Source organism: Alteromonas sp. ASW11-130, from assembly GCF_026183735.1.
In the GTDB taxonomy this organism is placed as follows: Bacteria; Pseudomonadota; Gammaproteobacteria; order Enterobacterales; family Alteromonadaceae; genus Alteromonas.
This window is the reverse complement of sequence record NZ_JAPFRE010000035.1, coordinates 84587-100715: the sequence shown is the minus strand read 5'-3', so window position 1 is coordinate 100715 and position 16129 is coordinate 84587. Positions and strand designations below refer to the sequence as shown.

The window sequence follows — 16129 nt, the reverse complement described above, 5'->3', positions numbered from 1 at the left end:
TACTACCGTCATCGTGACGAAAGTCACGACCTCCTTGAGGACGCAGAAGAGCTCAAAATCACTTATGAATCAAGGTAGTTTTTCATTCGTTGCAACAGCCAGGGAGGTCCCGATTGTCATCGGGATGACGATACTGTGTAGATAGGGATACCATAATTCAAGTGCCCCCTATCCTATTCAGATTACTAAACCAATCCCAAATGGCTGGCGTGAAATTCAAGATGATTGCGAATAAATGTTGTTATAAAAAAGTAACTATGATCATAGCCTTCATGCATGCTAAGCGTAATCGGGGTGTTACTTTTTTGCGCAGCAGCAAGTAGACGCTCAGGTTTTAATTGCTCATGCAAAAACTGGTCGTTGGTACCCTGCTCTATTAACATAGGAATGCTATGCTGCTTTTGGCTGATAAGCCATGATGCGTCGTATTGTTGCCACTTCGATTCGTCCTTACCCAAATACGCGGCAAACGCTTTTTTACCCCAGGGGCAGTCCATTGGGTTGGCAATTGGGCTGAAGGCTGAGACGGAAACAAATCGAGTAGGTTGGCGCAAGCCAATGACTAATGCGCCATGTCCACCCATAGAATGTCCGCTGATAGCGCGCTCTTTAGTCACTGGTAATTCCGATTCTATCAACGCAGGTAGCTCTTCCGTTGTATAAGAAAACATTTGATAATGTTTTTTCCACGGCGACTCGGTTGCATCGACGTAAAATCCAGCGCCCAAACCAAAATCATAGTCACTGTTATCATCATCGGGCACATCATCCCCACGAGGACTGGTATCCGGTGCAACAATAGCCAAACCTAACTCAGCTGCAAGCGCCATCGCGCCGGCTTTTTGCATGAAATTTTCATCTGTACAAGTTAGCCCTGAGAGCCAGTACAGTACAGGAACGGGCGTTTCTTTACTGGCGAATGGAGGCAGAAACACGGCGAACGTCATCTCGCAATCAGTCACTTCAGAGCGGTGTCGATAACGGATATGCCTGCCACCAAACACTTTATTTTCACTTACTATTTCCATTTTTTATCCTTGCTCAAAGCTCACCACGCTGCGGATACTTTTTCCTTCATGAAGCAAGTCGAAGGCATGATTGATATCCTTTAGCGGCATAGTGTGGGTAATGAATTTTTTCAGCGGAATTTCACCGTTTAGGTACTGCTCAACAATACCAGGTAATTCTGAACGTCCTTTAACGCCACCAAATGCTGACCCTCGCCATACACGCCCTGTGACTAACTGGAAGGGTCTGGTGCTGATTTCTTTACCCGCACCAGCTACTCCGATGATAACCGATTCCCCCCAACCTTTGTGGCAGCACTCAAGCGCCGAACGCATCACATCGACATTGCCAATGCATTCGAACGAATAATCTACCCCTCCTTCGGTCAACTCTACAATCACGTCCTGAATAGGTTTGTCGTAATCTTTGGGGTTAATAACGTCGGTAGCACCTAGTTGTTTAGCCAGTTCAAATTTGTCAGTATTGATATCGATAGCAATTATCTGGCTCGCTTTTGCCATTACTGCACCGATTATGACTGAGAGTCCAATTCCCCCTAAACCGAAAACCGCAATAGTCGCTCCAGCTTCCGCTTTAGCCGTTTTTAATACAGCTCCCATGCCTGTGGTAACTCCGCACCCAAGTAAGCAAACCTCCTCTAACGGCGCGTCTTTGTTAACTTTTGCTAATGATATTTCGGGTAATACTGTGTATTCAGAAAAAGTGGATGTACCCATGTAGTGGTATATAGCCTCTCCATCTTTAGAAAAGCGCGTGGTGCCATCAGGCATCAGACCTTTACCTTGAGTGGCACGAATCTTACCGCACAAATTAGTTTTACCTGATTTGCAGAACTTACATTCACCGCATTCTGGGGTATAGAGCGGAATGACGTGGTCCCCTGGCTTTAGAGATGTGACTCCTTCACCCACCGACTCAACGATACCGCCGCCTTCATGGCCCATAATACAGGGAAATACTCCCTCAGGATCTTCTCCCGATAAGGTAAAGGCATCGGTGTGACATACTCCAGTTGCCAGTATTTTTACTCTAACTTCACCGGTTTTAGGTGCCGCTACTTCAATTTTTTCTATCGACAGCGGTTTGCCCGCTTCCCAAGCCACAGCTGCATTACAGGTAATAGGTTGGCCTTTCATTAAATTCCCCACTTTTTTATTATTAAACTATCAGTAAAGGGTCTATCGGATTTTTGATCAAGTTCGTTTACAATATCCGCGACATTTTTAAGGTAGTCAGCATGATTAAAAATATCGGACACCACATTATTGGTGGATTCTCCACGCTTTTATATATAATTAATACGGTAATATGGACAGCGCCCGTATTTGCTTTGTCCTTTTTCAAACTTATTCCAATCCCACCATGGCGTCGCTTCATCTCTTATATTTTAGACGGATGCGCAACGGCCTGGATTTCCTTTAACAATTTAAATCAGCGCTTAACCAGTGCGACTAAATTGCATGTTAAAGGCACTGAAACGCTCGCTCCCAAAGATTGGTATTTAGTAATTGCGAACCATCAGTCGTGGGTAGATATCTTGGTATTGCAGCGCGTTTTCAACCGCAAAATACCCTTTCTTAAGTTTTTCCTTAAAAAAGAATTAATTTTCGTCCCCTTGTTAGGCCTTGCGTGGTGGGCGTTAGATTTCCCTTTTATGCGTCGGTATAGCAAAAGTTTTTTGGCCAAAAACCCACACATGAAAGGAAAAGACATGGAAACCACACGCAAAGCGTGTGAAAAATTTAAATTTAAGCCGGTTAGCATCATGAACTTTGTGGAAGGCACACGTTTTACCAAACAAAAACATCAAAAGCAGGCGTCTCCGTTTATGCATCTTTTAAAACCCAAAGCCGGGGGAGTTGCGTTTGTGTTAAGCGCAATGGGCGACCAACTACACAAGCTTGTTGATGTTACCATCGACTATCCATCGGGCGTGCCTACATTCTGGGATTTTGTCAGTGGCAAAGTTCGCGATATCCGTGTCAATGTGAGCGTCACGCCGATTAAAGAGATTATGCAAGGTGGCCTGATTTCTGATAATTACTTTGAAGATCCAAAAGAAAGGGTTAAATTTCAAGCTTGGCTGAATGAGCGATGGCAACAAAAAGACGAGCTATTAGCATCCGTTAATGCAACGCAAAAACCATTATGAAAGTCTTAACTTCTCTTTTAACGTTTTTCATTCATACACCGCTACAGGTAGTTAATCTGGCTTTTTGGGGCTGTTTAATTATTTTCTTTGGGCTCATTAAGTTAGCGCTTCCTTTTCCCTATATTCAAAAACTGTTAGCGAGCTTGATGCATAGCTTTCTGTTTGGATTTGGCTCGGTGAGTGTAAGTTTGGTTCGATTATTTAATGAGGTCGATGTTCAGGTTGATATTCATGGTGATCTATCAAAACAGAACTGGTACCTCATCATGGCTAATCATTTAAGTTATCTTGACATTATTTTGCTAATAGAATTTGCTGCCAAACGTATTCCAGCCCCTAAGTTTTTTCTTAAAAAAGAGCTTATTTGGATGCCCTTTGTGGGCTTAGGTGCATGGGCGCTGGAAATGCCTTTCATGCGCCGTTATTCCCAGACGTATCTGCAAAAATATCCGCACAAAAAAGGGCAGGATATTGAGACTACGAAACGCTATTGTCATAAATTTAAAACCATGCCCACTACTGTTATCAATTTTGTGGAAGGCACCCGATATACAGATAGCAAACATAAACTTAAGCAAAGCTGCTATCAGCATTTACTCCCCCCCAAAGCAGGAGGCATTGCTTTTACACTGGCAACCATGGGTGATCTTTTTACCAATATTCTCGATATATCGTTGCTCTATCCCGATAATAAGCGACATCCGATGTATGCTATGTTGAGTGGTCAAATGAAGCGAATAGTGATAGATGTCAATATCATCCCCTTACCTGAAAAGGCCAGCGGTGACTATTTTAGTGATGAGTCTTATCGTCAGCAGTTTCAAGGTTGGTTAAATGAGTGTTGGGCCGCAAAAGATGCCCGCATAGCTAAAATTATGGAGCATTAAGATTGAGCATAGCGTCTTCAGTTAAAAATGAATTTGTGGAACTTTTACAGATTTTTCTTCCCTCATTAACGACTGAGGATACGCTTTACAACGTCATTGCGGTAAGTACCATTTTAACAGTAGCATTTATACTGTTGATGACCTTAAGAGTGGTATTACGCCCCCAGATCGGTAACTGGGTAGAGCGAACCAAGAATACGTGGGATGACGCCCTATACGCGCATGGTTTTTTCCGTCAATTAATGCACCTCATACCCGCGGTTATCATATATATCAGCACCCCGGTACTCATTGATGAGGTCGGTATTTTGCGAGGTTTTTTAATTAAAGCTTCGCAGATATACATGCTGTTTACCGCACTGCTGGCGATATATGCGGTATTAAATACACTGGAAGACAAATATAACGAGTCTCATCTTTCCCAACGCGCGTCCATAACGGGGTTTGTACAGGTGGCGAAGCTTTTCTTCGCTATCTTAGTATTGCTTTTCAGTATTTCGCTTATTATCGACAAAAGTCCATTAATTATCGTATCCGGCCTTACGGCGCTGGCAGCAGTGTTAATCCTTGTATTCAAAGATACTATAATGGGTTTTGTCGCGGGCATTCAGATAGCTGCGAACCGCATGTTCAATACCGGCGACTGGATTCAAATTGACAAGTTCGGTGTGGATGGCGAAATCCTTGAATTAGGATTAACCAATGTCAAAGTACAAAATTGGGATAAAACAATTTCTACCATCCCTTCTTACTCGTTAGTGAATGAAGCTGTAAAGAATTGGCGTGGCATGCAACTTTCGGGTGGACGCCGAATAAAGCGCGCCCTCCATATTGACATGTATTCGGTTAAACTATGCAACGAAGAAATGCTAAAACGATTCAGCCACATTAGATACATTTCCGAGTACGTTGAAGAAAAGATTGATGAGCTAAGGGCTTACCATAAAGATTATTCGATCGATGAGGCTGACCTGTTAAACACTAGGAAGTTAACTAACATTGGTACTTTCCGCGCATACATTGAAGCTTACCTTGCGAAACATCCAAAAATTAATCAGTCTCTTACCGTGATGGTTCGTCAGCTACCCCCTAGTGAATATGGATTACCCTTGGAAGTGTACTGTTTTAGCGCAGAAAAAGCCTGGGTAGATTACGAAAAAATTCAGGCTAATATTTTCGACCATCTGCTCGCGATGATGCCGTTATTTGACTTGCGGGTATTTCAAAGAGATGCTCATTTGCTAACGCATTCGCATTCGGTTACGCCATCTGAACAGATTAAACAAGAAAAAGGCGAACCCGATTAATGATTCGCCTTTCGCTCTATAGAATATGGGTGGAAACGGTATTAAGCCAGTGCATAACCCATTAGCAAACAGATAACCAGACCGGCCACGCCAAAAAAACCGTACTCGATTTTTTCTTGCATACCATGAGCGCCTTTTTTGGAACTCATCATACCCATGATGATACTGCTTAACCCTAACGCAAATGCAATTAAACCCAGACCAAAACCGATCGCGCTAAACCATTCGTTCATCATTAAACCTCTAAGTACGGCAGAATTAAAATGCTGTCTTTTTTCAAATACATTACTGTTTCACTCACCACCGACAACTATAGCACATTCCTCGGCAGGCAAATTTTGCGGCGACATTATGCCCGATACGCAAGTAAAAAGGTATATTCGGCGTATAAAAATTGGAGTGGTTAAATTTACTAAATAATTGCAGAGCAACTAAATAATAGTAGAAATCACTAACCTAGTCGTTTAGCGACAAGGCAACCCGTTGATTTTAAATCGAATATTACATGGCCCAGGCTTTGCTAACTTATTCCCAGCAATCTAACGTATGATTAATTAGAAGAGACCACCAGATGAAATTATTTTTTGCCCTTACGATGACAACCGCGATGTTAACTACACCAGTGTTCGCTCACAACTATGAGGCAGACTGTGATGTTAACCTGGAAGGAAATATCAGCTATAACCGTGGCGTGCTGGAAATCGAAACTGATAACGGAACCGTTTTAACTATAAACCAATCTCATAATCTACTCATTGACGGCAAAGAATTAGAATTGAATGCTAAACAGCAAGGTGCCGTAAGCGATTATTACGAGAACATCAGTGATGCTATCCCCATGACGGTTAACATCGCGACAGAGGGGTTGCAACTGGCCAGTGGCGCTGTCTCTGAAGTATTTGTAGAGTTATTAGGTGATAGCGAAATCGTTCGTGACTTCGACGACTTATTTACTGAGATAAGCACTGAAGTCAAGGCTCGGTTTTACGATACAGACGGTGGCTACCGTGTAGATACGCGTGAATTTAATGATGATGGATGGATGAACTCTACCTGGGAAAATCGTTTTGAAGAGAGGGTGGAATCTTTAGTTGAAGAATCCATAGGCCAAATTCTAATTTCAGTCGGTCAGGAAATGTTATGGGAAAACGGGGACATTGATGCCTTTGTGGAGAAAATGGAACGTTTTGGCGATAACATTGAAGAAAAAGTAGAACGGCAAGCTGAAACGTTAGAGGACAAAGCAGAAGAGTTATGCCATGTATTAAAGAAGGCAGACAAAGCTGAATACGAAATGCAGTCTTCTATTGCTGAACTTGCTTCGTTAAACGTGCTCAATATTGACTAATTATATACCTTAATAAAGCCTCGTTACACTAAAATGCAATGAGGCTTTTTAACGGCGTGAATTCAGTTATGCTTATGTTTTCTAAAATTATGACATGGAATTTAGATGACAGACAAAATCACGCTTTGTGGCTGTGGCTGGTTGGGCAATTACGTTTTACAGGAACTCGTTAGTGAGTATTCGATTTTAGGCACTACCAGAGATGCAAAACGAGCAGGGCTGATAAAAGAAAAAGGAGGTTCAGCATTGTATTTTGAGCTTGGTAACGACCCAAGCGAGCTGTGCCAAAGAAGCAAGAATGCGACCGTAATTCTGAACATCCCTCCGGGTAGAAGAAATCAAAACCTCACCCAATACACCCAGCGTATGTGCGCGTTGATAGATAGTTTCGTAGCACATAATGCGCGTCAAATAATTTTTATCAGTACAACATCTGTGTATGGTGAACACGAGCGGACCGTGACCGAGAATGCAGAACTAATGCCGCAAACAGAATCAGCCAAAGCACACGGCGCGATTGAAACTTATTTACTGCAACGCGCAGGTGATGTGGCTACTGTTGTAAGGCTGGCTGGCTTAGTCGGCCCCGATCGACATCCAGCAAAATCCTTAGCGGGTAAACGCCTTTCCCAAGCCCACCGGGTAGTAAACTTAATACATATTGAAGATATCATTCGCGCGCTAAAAAAATTGATCGGGCTCCCCCCTTCTGGGAAGACGCTGCACTTATGCTGCCTTGACCATCCTGGACGAAAAGAATACTACAGCTTTTGTGCAGAAAAGCTGAATTTACCTTTACCTATATTTGACGATCAGGAGGCGGGATTAAGCGGCAAACAAATTGATGCCACAGCAAGCTGGCAGTATCTGGGCCTAACTCCTCGATATGCGAGCCCTTTTGATATGATAAGCGGTAACTGAGCTATCTGCCCAACTACGCTGAGAACTGTTAGGAGGGGTTTAGCGCTTAGTTGTGAGTGTCAATCCGCTCTCTTGAACAATCGATTCAGCAACCCATAACTAAGGGTTGCTGAAGCTTTGTAACGAACCCGATGGATACCCACAGTTTGCATGCAATTCTGTGGGTATCGCTATTTAATTAGTCAACTAAGCACATAGCTTTCCACTGGGCAGAATACCCCGCTGAATAAAAATGTTTTAGCCAAAGAGACTTACGCCAAAATATTTTACTGCAACGGTGTTTACAAAAATAACCAACAAAATAACCGGAATAAAAGTACCTACCGACATGTCCACATACTTTTCAAAGAAGCTACCTTTATAATTGGGGGCCCCTTCATCTAAAGCTGCGTTAAAATTGTGCTTTTTCCACCTATAAATAACGAATATACAGATTAAAAAGCCGTTCAGGGGCAATATGGTCTCATAAAATATATCAATTACAATATCGAAAAATGACTTATTCGCCCCCGCATATGAGGTGAAAGAAGTAAAAAATTCGCTAATCCCAAACGACATCGCGCCAAAACATGCGAGTATTATTAAGAGTATACCCAGCACGACAAGAGCGGGTTTACGATTGATATCTTTTTCATCCATTAGCGCTGCCACCGGCACTTCAAAAATAGAAACTAGTGACGTTATGGCTGCAAAAAACACGAGTAGAAAGAAAATTCCCGCTACAACTGATGCCCCTACGTACCCAATGGAAGCTTGCAGAGCTAAGAAAATCTTCGGCAAAAATGTAAAAATCATACTTACTGAAGATTCGCTCAAATCTGCTGGGTTCGTTTGAGGATTAAACGAAAAGATAGCTGGCAATATCATTAAGCCCGCAGTAAATGCCACGGCAGTATCTGTAATAGCGACAAGCTTAGCTGAACCTGGCACATCTGCCCTGTTATCTATGTAACTCCCATACGTTATCATTATTCCCATGCCTAATGATAAAGAAAAGAACGCCTGTGATAACGCTCCATTGATAACTTCTGCTGTAATCTTAGAAAAATCTGGAATTAAGTAAAATCGCACTCCAGCCATAGCATTGTCTTGGAATAAAACGAAAATAACCAATGCAAGCAACATAAAAAATAAAGATGGCATCAATAGCTTGGCGGCTTTTTCAATCCCTTCTTTAACCCCACCTTGCAGGATCAAATAGACAATTCCAACCACCCCTGCCATATAAGCAAAAATTGACGAGCTCTGCGTAAACTCCCCGAACATAGCGGGGTTAGCGAGCACATCAAGATTGCCAGTAACGACTTCAATTAAATACCCGAGGATCCAGATGGTAATAACCATGTAAAAGACAGCTATCATAAAAGGGGTAACAATGGATAGCCAGCCAGCTAATTTCCAACCCGCAGAGTTGCCCCCCAAAATTCGGTATGCGCCTAATGGGTCTTTCCTAGCCTTACGTCCTACTGACATCTCGGCCAGCATAACGGGTAAACATATTGCAAAAACAAAAATGGCGTACATTAATAAGAAGGCGCCACCGCCATTTTTCGCCGCACCGACCGGAAACCCGACGAGGTTACCTATTCCCACAGCAGACCCAGCTGCTGCCAAAATGAATCCAATGCGCGATCCGAACTGTTCTCTCGCCCCGCTCATACCCTAACTTCCTCTTAAACTTATTATTGTTGACTTGTTGACCTGATGATTAATTATTTCTTTTTTTATAAGGTGAAAGGTTCTAAGGTAGGCAATACCATGCCTCAAAACTCACATCAGGCTCCGGCATGTTAACAGCAGTGTTATAAAAAGTCTTGAGGTTCAATACAAGTTCTTTCAGTTAGCGATAGTGGTCAGAGGTTCACCATTTTATCGCTTTACCCTGCCAATCTACAAAGTAGCAGTTCGGTGGAGCTTGCAGCTTGGCAGTAACCGTGAGTAGTTGTTTTGCAGCATAATTGGGATTGAACAAGTTTTCTTGTTTAACATTTCCCTGGAAGGGTTTGGACAGGTCTGTATCAACTGTTCCTGGCTGATAGCATACTAATACGGCATTTTTAACTCGACGTGCATATTCGATACTGGCGGTTTTCACTAGCTGATTTAACGCTGCCTTAGACGCACGATAGCCATACCACCCGCCCAATTGGTTGTCGTTTATACTCCCTACTCTAGCGCTTATAAAAGTAATAATAGCGGCATCTGGATGAACTATTCTCACCAAGTATTTCAGCCACAGTGCGGGAATGATTGAATTAACTTTAAAATAGGTATTCAACTGGTATGAGGCAATATCTTCCAACTTCTTTTCTGGGTGTATATCCTCATCATGTAACACACCTATAGTGCAATACACCCGTGTGACACGCATTTCGAGCTTTTCTAAAGATGTTATAAACTGTTTTATCGCCTCCTCGTTTTCGGAATTGACCTTATGCAAGATAACATTATCGAGCCAGTGGGATGGATTATTGAAGGAGCGACTTACCGCAATTAATTTGGTATCCGGCCACTGCTTAGCTAATTCAATGACTAGAGCCTGGCCTATACCACCATTTGCCCCAATCACCATATTCACTGTTTGCATCAGTTTTCTGCGGTAATTCTGTTATGACATAAGTTACGCATTAAAAGTTTAACTGGATGTCTTGAACTTAGTGTAGTTAGTACCCACAGTGATGTTTTGGAATAAAGGTGATGATATTTATGCAAACAATAACCTTGGGTGGTGGCTGCTTTTGGTGCATCGAGTCAGCGTTTAATAAAGTTGAGGGTGTGGTTAAAGCCGAATCAGGCTATTCAAATGGTTCGAAGGAATCGCCTACTTATGAAGAAGTTTGTACGGGTTCTACGGGACACGCAGAAGTAGTCCGGGTCACCTTCGACACCGATAAATTATCGCTTCGGGAAGTATTAGAGATCTTCTTTGCTCTGCATGACCCTACCCAACTTAATCGCCAAGGGAATGATATCGGTAGTCAATATCGCAGTGGGGTGTATTACCACACTCAGGAGCAGAAAGAGGCCGCTGAGAAAATTGTACAGGAAATGACTGAGGAAGAAGTATGGTCGGATCCAATTGTGACAGAAGTCAAGGAAGTGAGTAATTACTATTCTGCTGAGTCTTATCATCAGGGCTACTTTGAAAGCAACCCACAAAATCAATATTGCGCTATGGTAGTCAGTCCAAAACTGGCTAAATTTAAGAAAACATTCGCCAGTAAATTAAAGTAAAACGCATGGGGCAGTTCGGTTTTGTCGCGAACATGCCCCCGCCCTCTTCGATACCCGTCCTATTCTTCGATAGTGAACCAATTGGAATTAATTGGAATAGAAAATAGTAAGGGTGCGTTGGCCTTATAGTTCGCCTCGATCGCAGGGCATTTCACATTTTTCATGTAATTTTTCTTCCAGGGATCGTTAATCATCCATAGTTGATTGTCCATTATCGCTATCCCTTCAATTGACGCATTATCCATTACATCTGTATCTTTGCACGCGTCCCCCGCGTTCTCATTCGGTGCAGTAAAGTAGAGGGGGATTCTTCTAGTGATGGACTTATGGCTCGTATCTATAACCCACAGTTCGTCATCGTTGCGAGCAGCCGCCAATAAAAAACGTTTCTTCGAACTAGGGTCAATATAAAACGCCAAGCCATTAATTGGATGATTACCCGACTCAAACATAGGCAAATCTAATGCTGCGTCTTCTACAGTAGCGAAAGCAGTACTTGACCAAAATTCGTCGTCTATCTTAAGCGTGAATATACGGGGGTTACCGGCCTTGTCTTTTTCTAACGCTAAGAAAAGCTGGCCTTCAGGTGAAATAGCCATGCCCTCAATTCCGTCATTAGGAAAGTCACCCACATTCAACTCAGGAGGGAATTGAATAGGTCTGGCATGCGTTAACTCAATATTACCGTCCTCCTGCATTTCTAATCGCACCAACAGGGTAGGATAATCTGTTGACCCCGTATTCTCGTAGCGTTGCTGGCATTTAGCTGAAAGCGCGCCCGTGCGAGTGGCATCTTCAGTCACAGTGAAAAAAACCTTAGGATTGGAAGGATCAACCACCAGCGCTTCGTAGTCTGGTTCATCCATAAGATAGTTTGCAAAACAGCCTCTTCTAACGTAATAGCCTGTATTAAATACAGACGCTTTCGTCTTCAACTGCGCTGTCGCTGGATTAATAACGTGAAGTCTTCGCCGCTGCTCAGGTATCGCACTACCGTCGGAAATAGTTACTAACTGGCCATTCCAGCTGCCCAGACCTGAAGGCTGAGGGTCCTGCATCAAGGTTCCATCAGCCTCCTTAATCCACTGCCCCTTCACTTCGAGAGACTGAGGAAGCTGGCTGGTTTTATTTGTTGTCTTGCCGCTATCATTTGGTGGCTCAGCACAACCTTGGCAGCCGAGAAATACCAAACTCAGTAACAATGCTCGTAAATTCATTCGATGTTCCTTTTATTCACGCTAGGATGATCGCCTATTCAGTGACGTCAGGCAAGAGCAGCAGCATTTTATCAAATTCAAAATTGTTTACAGTTTCTAAGCAGTAAGCCTCTGTAAACATTCGTTAATATGACTTATAGTTTTGCTTTACTGAAAAAGGAAAAGAGATTATCAGCGAACTAAAAGCGTTACCTATTATCCTCGTCGGCCCCATACTACGCCGTGTCGATGCCGATCGGGTGATCGTTTGGGTGGTTTCATCTAAGGCGTGTGAGGTAAGTATTGGTATAACCCACAAGGGTGCTCGCTTACCCCTGGCTAAGCAACATCACCGTCATTTCAAAGTGGGCGAACATGCGTTCGTCTGGCTTCTGGAAACGACACCTAAGACCCCGTTCACAGAGGGTGAAGTTTATCATTACGATCTCGTTTTTGATAACGAAGATAATGCACGTTTGTGGCGAATAGAGAAGAACAAACTTTTTTATGAAAACGAAGAAAGCTTCAGTTTTCGCTATCAGTACAACTTAACCAATGTGCTGCATGGCTCTTGTCGTAAACCTCACTTTGACGGCGATGATGCACTAGTTCAGGCCGATAAATTGGTAGCTCAAGATATAGCTGGAAATGACACGCGTCCCGATTTATTGCTATTTACAGGCGACCAGATATACGTTGATGACGTGGCCGGTCCAATGTTACAAGCGGTTCAACAAGTTGTTTGTCGTTTAAAGCTCTTCGAAGAACACTTGACCGGCGCGGTGATCCAACACAGTACTGAATTAAAGGGTCACGAGCATAATTTTTATCAACGACAACAAATTCTTCCCCAAATAACCACCAACACAGCTTTATCAAAGTTGTTTTTTGGTGCGGCTAAAAAACCTGTATTTACCTCCGTCAATGCACAAAACCATCTTATTTCATTCGCTGAAGTTATGGCCATGTATATTTTATGTTGGTCAGATGCCATGTGGGAACATGTAAAGTTTGATGATTCAAGTATTAAAGAGGAATACAAATCTCTTTTTACCCAGGAACTAAAAATCATAACAACGTTCTCCCAAAATTTGATACAAGTAAGACGCGTCATTGCACACTTGCCTACCATGATGATTTTTGACGACCACGATGTTACCGATGACTGGAACCTTACCCGAGGATGGGAAGAGGAGGTATACAATCACCCCTTTTCGAGTCGCATGGTAGGTAATGCGCTAATCGCATATTGGTTATGCCAGGGCTGGGGGAACGCACCAGAACATTTTGAAGAGATTGAGTCGTTCGCTCACCGCGTATTTTCAGAAAACCGGCTAAATAGACATGACGAATTTATTGCTTTGTTACATGAGCATGAGCACTGGCATTTCAGTTTAGATACGCAGCCTCCCTTATATGTGATGGACACCCGAACTCGCCGCTGGCGTTCCGAATCAAGCAAGCAAAAGCCATCTGGTTTGATGGACTGGGAAGCATTATGTGAGTTTCAACAGGCTATCATTGGCAAAAGTAGTGTAATAGTAGTCTCTGCCGCGCCTATATATGGTGTTAAAGCAATAGAAGCTATTCAAAAGATTTTTACGTTTTTCGGTAAAGCGTTAACGGTAGATGCAGAAAACTGGATGGCGCATAAAGGCACAGCGAACGTGATTTTAAATGTATTCAGACATATCAAGACACCACCAGAATTTATAATCCTTTCAGGCGATGTACATTACTCGTTTGTCTACGATGTACGATTGCGGTTTAGAGGTAACAGCCCACATATTACACAATTCACCTGTAGTGGGTTGAAAAACGGTTTTCCTCCCCAACTGTTGGCAAATTTAGATAAGCTAAACAGGTGGTTATACGGCCCAGACTCCCCTCTTAATGTTTTCACTCGGCGCCGTAACATGTCAGTGAGTGCTTGCAAACCTAGCCCTCGGACTTCTCAATCGTTACTTAACAAACCAGCGCTAGGTCAGCTTTTGTTAACAAAAAAGCACACCGTAAAACAGTGCAATACTTTGTGTAGCGATGGAGAAAAGGTAGAATTTACTATCACTGACGATGGCACGCGAAAGGAAGTAAACTAGTAATGTCTTCACTCTCAATAGGTTTGTTCTATGGTTCAACGACCTGCTATACCGAAATGGCTGCTGAAAAAATTCAGGCACAAATGAATGCTTTGTTTGATGAACAAGTGGTGAGCTTACACAACATTCAGGAGGTTCCGTTAAAACAGGCTGAACAGTACGACATTATAATTTTCGGTATTTCCACATGGGACTTTGGAGAGTTACAAGAAGACTGGGAATCATGTTGGGACGACGTTTATAAATTAACATTAGACGGCAAAACAGTCGCGCTATTTGGTTTAGGCGATCAAATTGGCTATACCGATTGGTTTCAAGATGCGCTCGGAATGCTTCATGATGCTATATTACCGCTTGATTGCAAGATCATTGGCTATTGGCCAAATCAGGGCTATGAGTTTGCGCAATCAAAAGCGCTCATCGAAGACAAATCCAAATTTGTAGGTTTATCATTAGATGACGAAAACCAATATGATTTAACTGATGAACGCATCCACACTTGGTGCCATCAGTTGTTGGATGAACTTAGCTAGCAACTTATGCAAGGTAATACCAGTCGTCTACATAAAGAATACTTCCGGAACGGCAATTCACACCGCGATGGGGCCGATGTCTCTTTTCAGGATATCAAAAAGTTATTTGAATTTCGTACCATAACGATTGGACGATGGGTAACGGCCGGCGAGCAGCAACTTGCTGCGAATCTGTTTTTTGATGCGTTATACGATCTGGTTGATATTCTCCGGGTTAACGAACAAGTTATATCCTTAAACGGTAGCTTGTCATTGGCGTTTGGTAGTGGCGGACAGAAACATGTCAATGCACATTATCATTCTGGGAAACGGCAACTTGCGCTGGCTAAAAATGCAGGCGGTGGCGCTTTGGCCCACGAATGGTTCCATGCTTTTGATCATTACATAGCGCCTAAAGCTTTCGATTCGGCGCAACCAAACGATTTTGCTTCTGCCATGTGGCTGGCCGAGTCCAAGTTAATTGCCCACCCTTTGAATCAGAAGCTTGATAATTTTTTTCAAACGCTCTTTTTGAACGAAACATTATGCCCAAACGAATTTGTTAAGAGAAGCGTCAAAGCAGATAAGGCTTTAGGTATGTACTACTATGCCCAGCCCCAGGAACTCGCCGCGAGGGCATTTGAAGCCTGTATACAAGATAACCCAATAAAAAACGCATTTCTGGTTCAGGGTACGAAACAGTCAGCAGAGGCTAGACTTGGTATCTATCCTCATGATATCTTGCGAAGTCAAATTCAAGATGCCGTTTTTGATTACTTTACACATTTAGGTTCGGGTTTAACCCAAATAAAGCAACTACGTAAAGCAAATAGTATTTTGGAATGTCAGCAAGTGGATTTATCACGCTGATACTAAAGATAAGTAGTTCGGCTGTGTAACAAAATACTACATATTTTGTTCACATACAGTATACTTAACCGTTCAAGTGAAAGAGAAGAAAGTACCTAAAGATGAAAAGAAAGAAGCATACTTCCGTCGATGACGAGGCGCAAATCGATATGACTCCCATGTTGGACATTGTGTTCATCATGTTGATTTTCTTCATTGTTACAACTTCATTTGTGAAAGAGAAAGGATTGGATGTTAATCGTCCTGAAAACAATTCGCAGTCAGATAAGCCCTCTAAGTCTTTATCAATTCGTATTGATGCTAGCGGTACTATCATGATGAATGGTCGCGAAGTAGATATCCGTCGTGTGGTAGCTAACACGCAAACGTTTTTGGCGGAAAACAATACTGACTCCGCAGGTATTCAGGCAGATAAAAACACAGAGCATGGGGTCGTTGTAGAAGTGATGAACCAGGTTAAAATTGCTGGAATTGATAAAGTTTCAGTGCTGGTTAAATCGTAACTCCTCTTTATCTTCGAAAAACCGCCTATATGGCGGTTTTTTTATTTTCAGATAAGTATTTTTAAAGCTAA

The 16129-nt window shown here is 42.6% G+C and carries 16 protein-coding genes; 10 read left to right on the top strand and 6 right to left on the bottom strand.

The features are described 5' to 3' along the window. Positions 1-185: 185 nt before the first annotated feature. Positions 186-1028, bottom strand: a complete 843-nt coding sequence (fghA, locus tag OPS28_RS12790; protein WP_265609855.1) for an S-formylglutathione hydrolase — start codon at positions 1026-1028, stop codon at positions 186-188. Positions 1029-1031: 3 nt separating this feature from the next. Further along, entirely contained in the window at positions 1032-2165 is a 1134-nt protein-coding gene (locus OPS28_RS12785) for an S-(hydroxymethyl)glutathione dehydrogenase/class III alcohol dehydrogenase (RefSeq protein ID WP_269468688.1), read from the bottom strand. Positions 2166-2266: 101 nt separating this feature from the next. Between OPS28_RS12785 and OPS28_RS12780 the strand changes: the two genes are divergently transcribed. The 3 genes from OPS28_RS12780 to OPS28_RS12770 are packed head-to-tail and all read left to right on the top strand — an operon-like array spanning position 2267 to position 5375. Next, positions 2267-3181 (top strand): acyltransferase, encoded by a 915-nt coding sequence (locus OPS28_RS12780; protein WP_265609854.1) that lies wholly within the window; start codon positions 2267-2269, stop codon positions 3179-3181. Further along, the gene (locus tag OPS28_RS12775; protein WP_265609880.1) at positions 3175-4068 is read left to right on the top strand and encodes an acyltransferase; all 894 of its coding nucleotides are present in this window, start codon (positions 3175-3177) and stop codon (positions 4066-4068) included. The genes OPS28_RS12780 and OPS28_RS12775 overlap by 7 nt, the downstream gene beginning before the upstream one ends. Positions 4069-4070: 2 nt before the next feature. Continuing rightward, positions 4071-5375 carry a mechanosensitive ion channel family protein gene (locus tag OPS28_RS12770; protein ID WP_265609853.1) on the top strand — a complete coding sequence of 435 codons (1305 nt, stop codon included), beginning with the start codon at positions 4071-4073 and terminating at the stop codon, positions 5373-5375. Between the two features lie 41 nt (positions 5376-5416). Here the strand turns inward: OPS28_RS12770 and OPS28_RS12765 are convergent, their stop codons facing one another. Further along, positions 5417-5608, bottom strand: coding sequence for a hypothetical protein (locus OPS28_RS12765; protein ID WP_265609879.1), 192 nt, complete (start codon positions 5606-5608; stop codon positions 5417-5419). Between the two features lie 338 nt (positions 5609-5946). On the opposite strand from OPS28_RS12765, the gene OPS28_RS12760 reads away from it, so the two are divergent. Continuing rightward, positions 5947-6723 (top strand): DUF2884 family protein, encoded by a 777-nt coding sequence (locus OPS28_RS12760; RefSeq protein WP_265609852.1) that lies wholly within the window; start codon positions 5947-5949, stop codon positions 6721-6723. Between the two features lie 105 nt (positions 6724-6828). Further along, positions 6829-7644: an NAD-dependent epimerase/dehydratase family protein gene (locus tag OPS28_RS12755; RefSeq protein ID WP_265609851.1), complete on the top strand. Its 816-nt coding sequence runs from the start codon at positions 6829-6831 to the stop codon at positions 7642-7644. Between the two features lie 237 nt (positions 7645-7881). On the opposite strand, the gene OPS28_RS12750 is transcribed toward OPS28_RS12755, so the two are convergent. Both OPS28_RS12750 and OPS28_RS12745 read right to left on the bottom strand, forming a co-directional pair. After that, the gene (locus OPS28_RS12750; protein WP_265609850.1) at positions 7882-9303 is read right to left on the bottom strand and encodes a sodium-dependent transporter; all 1422 of its coding nucleotides are present in this window, start codon (positions 9301-9303) and stop codon (positions 7882-7884) included. A gap of 202 nt (positions 9304-9505) precedes the next feature. Further along, positions 9506-10231, bottom strand: coding sequence for an SDR family NAD(P)-dependent oxidoreductase (locus tag OPS28_RS12745; protein ID WP_265609849.1), 726 nt, complete (start codon positions 10229-10231; stop codon positions 9506-9508). Between the two features lie 110 nt (positions 10232-10341). On the opposite strand from OPS28_RS12745, the gene msrA reads away from it, so the two are divergent. Continuing rightward, positions 10342-10878, top strand: coding sequence for a peptide-methionine (S)-S-oxide reductase MsrA (msrA, locus tag OPS28_RS12740; protein WP_265609878.1), 537 nt, complete (start codon positions 10342-10344; stop codon positions 10876-10878). 59 nt (positions 10879-10937) lie between these two features. On the opposite strand, the gene OPS28_RS12735 is transcribed toward msrA, so the two are convergent. Next, entirely contained in the window at positions 10938-12095 is a 1158-nt protein-coding gene (locus OPS28_RS12735; RefSeq protein ID WP_265609848.1) for a hypothetical protein, read from the bottom strand. A gap of 167 nt (positions 12096-12262) precedes the next feature. Here OPS28_RS12735 and OPS28_RS12730 point away from each other — a divergent pair, with 167 nt between their 5' ends. From OPS28_RS12730 to OPS28_RS12715, 4 genes are all read left to right on the top strand, one after another. Further along, complete coding sequence (locus OPS28_RS12730) at positions 12263-14173, top strand: DUF7800 domain-containing protein (protein WP_442863996.1); 1911 nt, start codon at positions 12263-12265, stop codon at positions 14171-14173. A 2-nt stretch (positions 14174-14175) separates the two neighbouring features. Then, positions 14176-14706, top strand: coding sequence for a flavodoxin FldB (gene fldB / locus OPS28_RS12725; RefSeq protein WP_265609846.1), 531 nt, complete (start codon positions 14176-14178; stop codon positions 14704-14706). A gap of 6 nt (positions 14707-14712) precedes the next feature. Further along, entirely contained in the window at positions 14713-15555 is an 843-nt protein-coding gene (locus OPS28_RS12720; RefSeq protein ID WP_265609845.1) for a CLCA_X family protein, read from the top strand. A gap of 101 nt (positions 15556-15656) precedes the next feature. Further along, positions 15657-16058: an ExbD/TolR family protein gene (locus OPS28_RS12715; RefSeq protein ID WP_265609844.1), complete on the top strand. Its 402-nt coding sequence runs from the start codon at positions 15657-15659 to the stop codon at positions 16056-16058. The last annotated feature ends 71 nt before the right edge of the window (positions 16059-16129 follow it).